This is a genomic window from Streptomyces sp. C (genome assembly GCF_000158895.1).
GTDB classification, from domain to species: domain Bacteria; phylum Actinomycetota; class Actinomycetes; order Streptomycetales; family Streptomycetaceae; genus Streptomyces; species Streptomyces racemochromogenes.
Genome location: NZ_GG657750.1, coordinates 1732632 through 1743255, shown reverse-complemented (window position 1 = coordinate 1743255; position 10624 = coordinate 1732632). Strand labels below are relative to the sequence as shown.

Annotated in this window: 11 protein-coding genes; 8 read left to right on the top strand and 3 right to left on the bottom strand. The window is 73.7% G+C overall.

Features of this window, described 5'->3' with window-relative positions; all coding sequences use genetic code 11:
• The 4 genes from SSNG_RS07705 to SSNG_RS07690 form a co-directional block, all read left to right on the top strand.
• The coding region (locus SSNG_RS07705; RefSeq protein ID WP_042800695.1) for a molybdopterin dinucleotide binding domain-containing protein at positions 1 to 1838 on the top strand (1838 nt) is incomplete at its 5' end.
• Positions 1839 to 1911: 73 nt separating this feature from the next.
• Positions 1912 to 3393, top strand: coding sequence for a citrate:proton symporter (locus tag SSNG_RS07700; protein ID WP_007263241.1), 1482 nt, complete (start codon positions 1912 to 1914; stop codon positions 3391 to 3393).
• A gap of 100 nt (positions 3394 to 3493) precedes the next feature.
• Positions 3494 to 4906, top strand: coding sequence for an aldehyde dehydrogenase family protein (locus tag SSNG_RS07695; protein ID WP_007263240.1), 1413 nt, complete (start codon positions 3494 to 3496; stop codon positions 4904 to 4906).
• Between the two features lie 115 nt (positions 4907 to 5021).
• Entirely contained in the window at positions 5022 to 6101 is a 1080-nt protein-coding gene (locus SSNG_RS07690) for a Zn-dependent alcohol dehydrogenase (protein WP_007263239.1), read from the top strand.
• 28 nt (positions 6102 to 6129) lie between these two features.
• On the opposite strand, the gene SSNG_RS07685 is transcribed toward SSNG_RS07690, so the two are convergent.
• Positions 6130 to 6840, bottom strand: a complete 711-nt coding sequence (locus tag SSNG_RS07685; RefSeq protein WP_007263238.1) for a TetR/AcrR family transcriptional regulator — start codon at positions 6838 to 6840, stop codon at positions 6130 to 6132.
• An 89-nt stretch (positions 6841 to 6929) separates the two neighbouring features.
• Here SSNG_RS07685 and SSNG_RS07680 point away from each other — a divergent pair, with 89 nt between their 5' ends.
• The 3 genes from SSNG_RS07680 to SSNG_RS07670 all read left to right on the top strand — a co-directional run bounded on the left by SSNG_RS07680 (position 6930) and on the right by SSNG_RS07670 (position 9175).
• Positions 6930 to 8084, top strand: coding sequence for an acyl-CoA dehydrogenase family protein (locus tag SSNG_RS07680; protein WP_007263237.1), 1155 nt, complete (start codon positions 6930 to 6932; stop codon positions 8082 to 8084).
• 74 nt (positions 8085 to 8158) lie between these two features.
• Positions 8159 to 8446 carry a YiaA/YiaB family inner membrane protein gene (locus SSNG_RS07675; RefSeq protein ID WP_042800694.1) on the top strand — a complete coding sequence of 96 codons (288 nt, stop codon included), beginning with the start codon at positions 8159 to 8161 and terminating at the stop codon, positions 8444 to 8446.
• 84 nt (positions 8447 to 8530) lie between these two features.
• A complete protein-coding gene (locus tag SSNG_RS07670; RefSeq protein WP_007263235.1) occupies positions 8531 to 9175 on the top strand; it encodes a TetR/AcrR family transcriptional regulator in 645 nt (214 codons plus the stop codon).
• On the opposite strand, the gene SSNG_RS07665 is transcribed toward SSNG_RS07670, so the two are convergent.
• A complete protein-coding gene (locus tag SSNG_RS07665; protein ID WP_007263234.1) occupies positions 9166 to 9627 on the bottom strand; it encodes a MaoC family dehydratase in 462 nt (153 codons plus the stop codon). The two genes, SSNG_RS07670 and SSNG_RS07665, sit on opposite strands and share 10 nt — an antisense overlap.
• Positions 9628 to 9746: 119 nt before the next feature.
• Between SSNG_RS07665 and soxR the strand changes: the two genes are divergently transcribed.
• On the top strand, positions 9747 to 10196 hold the full coding sequence (soxR, locus tag SSNG_RS07660) for a redox-sensitive transcriptional activator SoxR (RefSeq protein WP_042800693.1): 450 nt from the start codon (positions 9747 to 9749) through the stop codon (positions 10194 to 10196).
• Here soxR and SSNG_RS07655 read toward each other — a convergent pair.
• The coding region (locus tag SSNG_RS07655) for a 3-keto-5-aminohexanoate cleavage protein (protein ID WP_042800691.1) at positions 10171 to 10624 on the bottom strand (454 nt) is incomplete at its 5' end. The two genes, soxR and SSNG_RS07655, sit on opposite strands and share 26 nt — an antisense overlap.

Below are 10624 nucleotides of genomic sequence, written 5' to 3'. Positions count from 1 at the left end.
GCACCCTCGACCAGATGCCCAAGCACGTCTCCAGCGGTCTCCTGTTCGGCGACCCCTTCGCCATCCCCGTGCCCGACCTCGACCGCACCGACTTCCTCCTGCTGGTCGGCGCCAACCCGGTCGAGTCCAACGGCTCCCTGTGCACCGCCCCCGACTTCCCCGGCAGGCTCAAGGCGCTCAGGGCCCGGGGCGGCACGCTCGTCGTCGTCGACCCGCGCCGCACGCGCACCGCCAAGCTCGCCGACACGCACCTCGCGCCGCGCCCCGGCAGCGACGCGCTGCTGCTCGCCGCGCTCGCCCACACCCTGCTCGCCGAGAAGCTCGCCGACCCCGGAGCGCTCACGGAACACACCGAAGGACTCCGGGAACTCACCGACGCCCTCGGGAGTTTCACTCCTGAGGCGGTCGCCCCCGCCTGCGACCTGCCGGCCGACCGGATCCGCGCCCTCGCCCGGGAGCTGGCGGCCGCGCCGACCGCCGCCGTCTACGGGCGGATCGGCAGCTGCACCGTCGAGCACGGGACGCTCGCCAGCTGGCTGGTGGACGTACTGAACATCCTCACGGGCAACCTCGACCGCCCCGGCGGAGCCCTCTTCCCGCTCCCGGCGGCCGGTCCGCGCCCCCGGCCCGCCGGGCCCGGCAGGGGGTTCGCCCTCGGCCGCTGGCGCAGCCGGGTCAGCGGGCACCCCGAGGTCAAGAGCGAACTGCCCACCGCCGCCCTGGCCGAGGAGATCGAGACCCCGGGGGAGGGGCGCATCCGCGCCCTGATCGCGATCGCGGCCAATCCCGTGCTGTCCGCCCCCGACGGCCGGCGGCTAGACGCGGCCCTCGCCGGGCTCGACTTCATGGTCAGCGTCGACCCGTACCTCAACGAGACCTCGCGCCACGCCGACGTCGTCCTGCCCCCGCCGCCGCCCTCGCAGAGTGCCCACCACGACTTCGCCTTCAACGGGTTCGCCGTCCGCAACCAGGTCCGCTACACCCGGCCCGCCGTCCCCCTCGAAGCGGACCGGCTCGACGAGTGCGAGATCCACGCGCGACTCGTCCTGGCCGTCTCCGGCACGCACGGCTCCGCCCTGCCGTCCGCCGTCGACGACACGGCGATCCAGGCCGCCCTCGCCAAGGAGACCGCCGACCGCCGCTCCCCGCTCCACGGAGCGGACCCGGGCGCCCTGGCCGGGCAGCTCACCGGCGAGTCCGGCCCGGAGCGCCGGCTCGACCTGATGCTCCGGCTGGGCCCGTACGGAGACCTGTTCGGCGCCGCCGACCGCGCGGACGGGCTCAGCCTGGAGCGGCTCCTCGCCCACCCGCACGGCATCGACATGGGCCCGCTGCGGCCCCGGCTGCCGGGCCTGCTGCGGACCCGCAGCGGCAGGATCGAGCTGCTCCCGGAGCCGATCGCGGCCGAGCTCCCCGGGCTGCGCGCGGCGCTCGCCGCCCGCCCCGCCGCCCTGGTGCTCGTGGGCCGCCGCCACCTGCGCTCCAACAACAGCTGGCTGCACAACGTCCCGGCCCTCACCGGAGGTTCCAACCGGTGCACCCTCCAGGTCCATCCCGCCGACGCGGACCGGCTCGGCCTCGCCGACGGCGGCCGCGCCCGGATCACCGCCGACGGGGGCAGCCTGGAGGCGCCGGTGGAGGTCACCGACGCCGTCCGCACCGGTGTGGTCAGCCTCCCGCACGGCTGGGGCCACGACCGGGACGGCACCCGGCTCGCGGTGGCCGGAGCCGACCCGGGGGTCAACGTCAACCAGCTGCTCGACGGCACCCGCCTCGACCCGCTGTCGGGCACGGCGGTGCTCAACGGTTTCCCCGTCACCCTGACACCCCTGCCCTGAGCTGGGGTTTTGCTCGTATTGCTCACGCGTGGACGTCTTGTTGGCGTAAGGAGGCGGCACCTACCGTCCCTGCATGCTGACCTTCCTCGGCTTCGCCATGATCGCGACCTTCCTGGTCCTGATCATGCTGAAGAAAATGTCGCCCATCGCGGCGCTCGTCCTCATCCCCGCGCTCTTCTGCGTGTTCGCCGGAAAGGGCGCGCACCTGGGGGACTACGTCATCGACGGCGTCGGCAAGCTCGCCCCGACCGCCGCCATGCTGATGTTCGCCATCGTCTACTTCGGCGTGATGATCGACGTGGGCCTCTTCGACCCGATCGTCCGGGGCATCCTGCGCTTCTGCAAGGCGGATCCCGTGCGGGTGGTGGTCGGTACGGCCGTCCTCGCCGCGATCGTCTCGCTCGACGGGGACGGGTCGACCACCTTCATGATCACGGTCTCGGCCATGTACCCGCTGTACAAGCGGCTGGGGCTGAGCCTGGTGGTGATGACCGGTGTCGCCGCGACCGCCAACGGCGTGATGAACACCCTGCCCTGGGGCGGCCCGACGGCCCGCGCGGCCACGGCCCTCAAGCTCGACGCGGCGGACATCTTCGTCCCGATGATCCCGGCCCTCGCGGTCGGCCTGCTGTTCGTCTTCGTCCTGGCCTACGTCCTCGGTGTCCGGGAGCGCCGCCGGGTCGGCTCCCTCGTGATGCCCGGCGCAGAGACCGTGGAGGAGTCCCTGGTGGCGGCCGGTCCCGGCGCCGGGGAGACCGCTCAGGACACCCGTACCGCCGGCTCCGCCCCCGCCCCGGGCGCGGGAGCCCCGGCCGGCGGATCCCCCGCCGCCGGAGCCCCGCATGCCGCGCCGGCCGATGGCGTGCCGGCCGATGCCGCGCCGGCCAATGCCGCGCCGGCCGACGGCGACGGCTTCCAGGGGCTGGACCCCCGGCGCCCGACCCTGCGTCCGCACCTCTACTGGTTCAACGCGGGCCTCACCCTCGCCCTGCTCACGGCGATGATCATGGAGCTGCTTCCCATTCCGGTGCTGTTCCTGCTCGGCGCGGCCCTCGCGCTCACCGTGAACTTCCCCCACATGCCGGACCAGAAGGCCCGGATCGCCGCCCACGCGGACAACGTCCTCAACGTCGCCGGCATGGTCTTCGCCGCCGCCGTCTTCACCGGCGTCCTCACCGGCACCGGCATGGTCAAGCACATGGCCGACTGGCTCGTCGGCGCCATCCCCGAGGGGATGGGCCCACACATGGCCCTGGTCACCGGCCTGCTGAGCCTGCCCCTCACCTACTTCATGTCGAACGACGGCTTCTATTTCGGCGTCCTGCCGGTGCTGGCCGAAGCGGGCGCCGCGCACGGGGTCTCCCCGCTGGAGATCGCCCGCGCCTCGCTCGTCGGGCAGGCCCTGCACATGTCCAGCCCGCTGGTTCCGGCCGTCTACGTCCTCGTCGGCATGGCCAGGGTCGAATTCGGCGACCACACCCGTTTCACCGTGAAATGGGCGGCCCTCACCTCCGTCGTGGTCCTGGCCGCAGGGATGGTTTTCGGCATCATCTGACCCCCGGGCCCCTGGCGGGCCAAAAACTACCGACGCTAGTTTGTAGGGTGTTGTCGGCGAGGTCAGGTCCACGCGCTCGTAGGTGCTCGGGAGGAATGCCATGAAGGCCCACGACGGGATGTACATCGGCGGGGAATGGCGGCCCGCCGCCGGAACCGGCCGGATCGAGGTGGTCAACCCGGCCGACGAGCAGGTCATCGGCAGCGTTCCGGCCGGGTCGGCCGAGGACGTGGACGCGGCGGTACGCGCGGCCCGCGCGGCCTTCCCCGGCTGGGCGGCCACGGCTCCGGCCGAGCGGGCCGCACTCATCGGCGCCCTGCGCGACGTGCTCGCGGCCCGCAAGGGCGAGTTCGCCGAGACCATCACCGCCGAGCTGGGCTCCCCGCTCGGCTTCGCGGAGGCGGTGCACGTGGGCGCCCCGATCGCGGTGGCCTCCTCGTACGCCGAACTCGCCGGCTCCTACGCGTTCGAGGAGCGGGTCGGGAACTCCACCGTCTTCATGGAGCCGGTCGGCGTGGTCGGGGCCATCACGCCCTGGAACTATCCCCTGCACCAGGTCGTTGCCAAGGTGGCACCCGCTCTCGCCGCCGGCTGCACCGTCGTCCTCAAGCCGGCCGAGGACACCCCGCTGACCGCACAGCTCTTCGCCGAAGCCGTGCACGAGGCGGGCGTTCCGGCCGGAGTCTTCAACCTGGTGACCGGTACCGGCCCGGTCGCCGGGCAGGCGTTGGCCGAGCACGAGGGGGTCGACCTCGTCTCCTTCACCGGCTCGACCGCCGTCGGCAAGAAGATCGGCGCCATCGCCGGCGCCGCCGTCAAGCGCGTCGCCCTCGAACTGGGCGGCAAGTCGGCGAACGTCATCCTGCCCGGGGCCGACCTGGCCAAGGCCGTCGCGGCGGGCGTCGGACACGTCATGAACAACACCGGCCAGAGCTGCAACGCGCTCACCCGCATGCTCGTGCACCGGGACCAGCACGAGGAGGCCGTCGCCCTCGCGGCCGCCGCCGTCGCCGGATACCCGTCGGGTGACCCCCGCGACCGGGCCACCCGCCTCGGGCCGGTCGTCAACGCCACCCAGCGCGACCGCGTGCGGGCGTACATCCACCAGGGCGTCGCGGAAGGCGCGCGCCTCGTCGCGGGCGGGCTCGACGCGCCCCACGAGCGGGGGTACTTCATCGCGCCGACGGTCTTCGCGGACGTCACCCCCGAGATGACCATCGCCCAGGAGGAGATCTTCGGCCCCGTGCTGGCGATCCTCCCCTACGAGGACCACGACGACGCCCTGCGCATCGCCAACGGCACCGTCTACGGCCTGGGCGGCGCGGTGTGGGCGGCGGACGAGGAGACGGCCGTGGCGTTCGCCCGCCGGATGGACACCGGCCAGGTGGACATCAACGGCGGCCGCTTCAACGTGCTCGCGCCCTTCGGCGGCTACAAGCAGTCGGGCGTCGGCCGCGAGCTGGGCGCGCACGGCCTGGGGGAGTACCTCCAGACCAAGTCCCTGCAGTTCTGACCCGCCGCAGCCCCGCCCGCCCGGCCGACGACCCGCAGCCCCGCCCGGCCGACGACCCGCAGCCCCGCCGAAGACCCGCAGCCCCCGAAGCCCCGAAGACACGGAGACGACGACCATGGTCCGCGCCGCCATCCTGCCCGCCGTCGGAGCCCCGCTGGAGATACGGGACATCGTGCTGCCCGACCCCGGACCCGGGCAGGTACGGGTGCGGCTCGCCGCCGCCGGGGTCTGCCACTCCGACCTGTCCCTCACCGACGGCACCATGCGGGTGCCCGTCCCCGCCGTCCTCGGCCACGAGGGCGCGGGGACGGTCCTCGCCGTCGGCGAGGGCGTCACCCACGTCTCCCCGGGCGACGGGGTGGTGCTCAACTGGGCGCCGTCCTGCGGGGAGTGCCACCACTGCCGGATCGGCGAGGTCTGGCTCTGCGCCAAGGCCCTGGCCGGGGTCGGCGCGGTCCACGCCCACGACGCCGACGGCAACGAGCTGCACCCCGGGCTCAACGTCGCCGCCTTTGCTGAGGAGACCGTCGTCGCGGCGAACTGCGTGCTGCCCGCGCCCGCCGGGATCCCGCTCCCCGAGGCCGCCCTCCTCGGCTGCGCCGTCCTGACCGGCTACGGGGCCGTGCACCACAGCGCCCAGGTCCGCCCGGGCGAGTCGGTCGCGGTGTTCGGCGTCGGCGGGGTCGGCCTCGCGGCCCTCCAGGCCGCCCGCATCGCCGGGGCCGGGCCGATCGTGGCCGTGGACGTCTCCCCGGCCAAGGAGGAGCTGGCCCGCGCCGCCGGGGCCACCGACTTCGTCCTCGCCTCCGACACCACCGCCAGGCAGATCCGCGGCCTCACCGGCGGGCAGGGCGCCGACGTGGCCGTGGAGTGCGTGGGCCGCGCCGCGACCATCCGCACGGCCTGGGAGTCCACCCGCCGGGGCGGCCGCACCACGGTCGTCGGCATCGGCGGCAAGGACCAGGAGGTGGCCTTCCACGCGCTGGAGATCTTCCACTTCGCCCGCACCCTCAGCGGCTGCGTGTACGGCAACAGCGACCCGGCCCGCGACCTCCCGGTGATCGCCGAGCACGTCCGGGCCGGCCGCCTCGACCTCGGCTCCATGGTCACCGACCGCATCACCCTGGACGGCATCCCGGCCGCCTTCGACGCCATGGTCGCGGGCAAGGGCGGCCGCTCGCTGGTGGTCTTCTAGGCCGGCGCGGGCGCGCCCTCCCCCGGTCCTACGCCCCCGGCGCGCCCGCCCGCAGGGCCTCGTACTGGAGGGTCAGGCCGTCCAGGAGAGCCGTCAGGCCCGTCTCGAAGGCACCCTCGTCCACCTCCCGGCGGCGTTCCGCCAGCAGGTGGGCCTGGCCCAGGTGCGGGTAGTCCGCCGGGTCGTACGCCGTCTCGTCGTCCACGAAGCCCCCGGCGAACGAGGCCACCGCCGAGCCCAGGATGAAGTACCGCATCAGCGCGCCGATCCGGGTCGCCTGGGCCGGGGGCCATCCCGCGGCCGTCATGGCGCCGAACACCGCGTCCGCCAGCCGCAGTCCCGCCGGGCGCCGGCCCGGCCCGCGGGCCAGTACCGGCACGATGTTCGGGTGGTCCGACAGGGCCTCGCGGTACGAGTGCGCCCAGTCGTACAGGGCGCCCCGCCAGTCCTTGCCTCCGACGCAACCGCCGGCGGACCCGCCCGCAGGCCCGCCGGCGGACCCGGTGTCGGACCCGGTGTCGAACATCGACAGGTCGACCTTCGCGCTCACCGCGTCCGCGACCGCCTCCAGGATCGCGTCCTTGGTCCGGAAGTGGTTGTAGAGCGAGGGCCCGCTCACCCCGAGGGCGGCGGCCAGCCGCCGCGTCGAGACCGCCTCCAGCCCTTCCTCGTCCACGAGCACGCCCGCCGCCTCGACGATGCGGTCTCTGCTGAGGAGGGGCTTGCGCGGTCTGGCCATGCGCCACATAGTAGGCCCTGCCCCGCCATAAACTACCGCCGCTAGTTTAAGAGCCCCGCGAGCGGCCGGACCACGCCCCGGAGGACCCCGTGAACCTGGAGCTGAGCGAGGAGCAGGAGGCCGTGCGCCGCCTGGCCCGCGCGTTCACCGACCGCGAGATCACCCCGTACGCCGCCGAGTGGGACCGCGCCGAGAGCGTGGACCGCTCCATCGTGAAGAAGCTCGGCGACCTCGGCTTCCTCGGCCTCACCGTCCCCGAGGAGTACGGCGGTTCCGGCGGCGACCACCTCTCCTACGTCCTCGTCACCGAGGAACTCGGCCGCGGGGACTCCGCCGTGCGCGGCATCGTCTCCGTCTCCCTCGGGCTCGTCGCCAAGACCGTCGCCGCCTGGGGCACCGAGGAGCAGAAGCGGAGCTGGCTGCCCCGCCTGTGCTCCGGCGAGGCGCTCGGCTGCTTCGGCCTGACCGAGCCCGGCACCGGCTCCGACGCCGGCGCCCTCACCACCCGCGCCGTGCGCGAGGGGGACGCGTACGTCATCAGCGGCAGCAAGATGTTCATCACCAACGGCACCTGGGCCGACGTGGTCCTCCTCTTCGCCCGGATCGACCCGGCGATCCCCGGCCACCGGGGGATCTCCGCCTTCCTGGTCCCCGCCGACAGCCCCGGCCTGACCCGCCGCGAGGTCCACGGCAAGCTCGGCCTGCGCGGCCAGGCCACCGCCGAACTCACCCTCGACGCCGTCCGCGTCCCCGCCTCCGCGATGCTCGGCCCCGAGGGCAAGGGCTTCTCCGTGGCGATGTCGGCGCTGGCCAAGGGCCGGATGTCGGTGGCCGCCGGCTGCGTCGGCATCGCCCAGGCGGCGCTGGACGCGGCGGTCTCGTACGCGGCCCGGCGCGAGCAGTTCGGCAAGCCGATCGCCCACCACCAGCTGGTGCAGGAACTGATCGCCGACATCTCGGTGGACGTCGACGCGGCCCGCCTGCTGACCTGGCGGGTGGCCGACCTGATCGACCGCGGGCGGCCCTTCGCCACCGAGTCCTCCACCGCCAAGCTCTTCGCCTCCGAAGCCGCGGTGCGCGCCGCGAGCAACGCCCTCCAGGTGCACGGCGGCTACGGCTACGTCGACGAGTACCCGGCCGGCAAGCTGCTGCGCGACGCCCGGGTCATGACCCTCTACGAGGGCACCAGCCAGATCCAGAAGCTGCTCATCGGCCGTGCCCGTACCGGGGTCTCCGCCTTCTGAGAGCCGTGCTCATGAGTACGCGTCTGAGTATCCGCGCGGATGTGGCCCGCGTCACGGCGCCCGATGCTGGGCCGATGAACGAGACACCGGTCAAGCAGCAGAACACGGGCGCCTACTACGGCCAGGCCGTCGCCTCCTTCGGCATCGCCCTGGCCGCCGTCGCCGTGGGGATCTACAACATGGACGTCGACGGCTGGGTCCGGGCCTTCCTCGGGATCGCCGTCCTCTACCTGACCACCTCCGCCTTCACCCTCGCCAAGGTGGTCCGCGACCGGCAGGAGGCGACGCAGATCGTCAGCAGGGTCGACCAGGCCCGGATGGAGAAGATCATGGCGGAGTACGACCCCTTCTCGCCGAAATAGCCCCGGAACGCCGACTCCCCTAAGCGCTTGCTCACCCTCCGGTAAGCTGGTGTCTTCCTACAGGACGAAGAGGGTGGGCGAGCGATGGACAGCGCGGCGGAGACGAGCGGCGGCTACGTGCCGTGGTCGGAGGTCACCCCCGACGCCGCGCGGCGGCTGCTCGTGGCGGCCGTCGACGCCTTCGCCGAGCGCGGGTACCACGCGACCACCACCCGCGACATCGCCGGCCGCGCCGGCATGAGCCCGGCCGCGCTCTACATCCACTACAAGACCAAGGAAGAGCTGCTCCACCGGATCAGCCGGATAGGCCACGACAAGGCGCTGGAGATCCTGGAGACCGCCGCCTCCGGTCCGGGAGCCGCCGCCGACCGGCTGGACGCGGCCGTACGGTCCTTCGTGCGCTGGCACGCCGCGCACCACACCACCGCCCGCGTCGTGCAGTACGAGCTCGACGCGCTCGCCCCGGAGCACCGCAGCGAGATCGTCGCCCTGCGCCGGCTGAGCGACGCCGCCGTGCGCCGGATCCTCGCCGACGGCGTGCGGGCAGGGGAGTTCGACGTTCCCGACGTCCCGGGAACCACGCTCGCCGTGCTGTCGCTGTGCATCGACGTCGCCCGCTGGTTCAGCACCGCCGGTCAGCGCACGCCCGACGAGGTCGGCGCGCTGTACTCCGACCTCGTGCTCCGGATGGTGGGCGCGCGCCCGGCCGCCGGGGCGGCTCAGAAGTAGTAGCGGGACACCGACTCCGCGACGCACACCGGCTTCTCGCCGCCCTCGCGCTCCACGGTCACCGTCGCCGCGACCTGTACGCCGCCGCCCGCCTCGGTGACCGAGGTGATCACGGCGGTGGCGCGCAGCCGCGAGCCGACCGGGACCGTGGCGGGGAAACGCACCTTGTCCGTGCCGTAGTTGATGCCCATCCGCATGCCCTCGACCCGCATGATCTGCGGGACCAGGCTCGGCAGCAGGGACAGCGTCAGATAGCCGTGCGCGATGGTGGAGCCGAAGGGCCCGGCGGCGGCGCGCTCCGGGTCCACGTGGATCCACTGGTGGTCGCCGGTCGCGTCCGCGAAGAGGTCGATCCGCTTCTGGTCCACCTCCAGCCACCCGCTCGGTCCGAGCGGCTCGCCGATGCCCGCGCGCAGCTCGTCGGCGGATGTGAAGATCCTCGGTCCGGCCATGCCCTGCCCCTGTCTTCCGCTGTCCACTGCCGTTTCCGGCCCTCAGTCGAATAAGCGCTTGCTCAGCATGCTGGGGTCCTGGTACGTCTGTCAACGGACGTCCGACTAGGCTCGGCCGTGTGCCGCAGATTCCCGAGAAAGTCCACGAACTCACCGTCGGCCAGCTGTCCGCGCGCAGCGGAGCGGCCGTCTCCGCCCTGCACTTCTACGAGGCCAAGGGGCTGATCAGCAGCCGCCGCACCGCCGGCAACCAGCGCCGCTACAGCCGCGAGGCGCTGCGCCGGGTCGCCTTCGTACGGGCCGCCCAGCGCGTGGGCATCCCGCTCGCCAGCATCCGCGAGGCCCTGTCCCAGCTGCCGGAGGAGCGCACCCCCACGCGCGAGGACTGGGCGCGGCTGTCCGAGAACTGGCGCGCCGTACTGGACCAGCGCATCAAGCAACTCAGCAGCCTGCGCGACCACTTGGACGAGTGCATCGGCTGCGGCTGCCTCTCGCTGAAGAGCTGCGCGCTGTCCAACCCGGACGACGTCTTCGGCGAGCGCCTCACCGGCTCCCGGCTGTCCCAGTAGCCGTCCCGGCGGCGGCCCCGTCCCGCAAGTCGAGGGCGGCCGCCACCAGTTCGGCGTTGGACCGGGCCGGCCGCCCGTCCGGAAGCCGCAGCACCTGCGCCACGCCGATCCGCGCGCCCGCCCCGCACCGCACCGCCAGCCGCAGCACCGGCCAGGCGGCGTCATCCCGCCCGTACAGCACCACCGGCACCGGCGGCAGCCACCGCAGCCCCGCCACCAGCGCCGGATCGGCCTCCGCCAGCTCCGCCACGAGCCGCACCCGGGCCGGCTCCGGCGGGGCCCACTCCAGAAACCGGGCCAGCGGCTCCGGCCCGGCCCCGCCGCCCAGCGGGACCACCGCGTCCACCGCCACCCCGCGCTCCAACAGGGCCGCCGCCAGCCCCCGGGCGCCGGGCTCCGCGTGCCACACCGCCGCCCGGTCCGGCAGC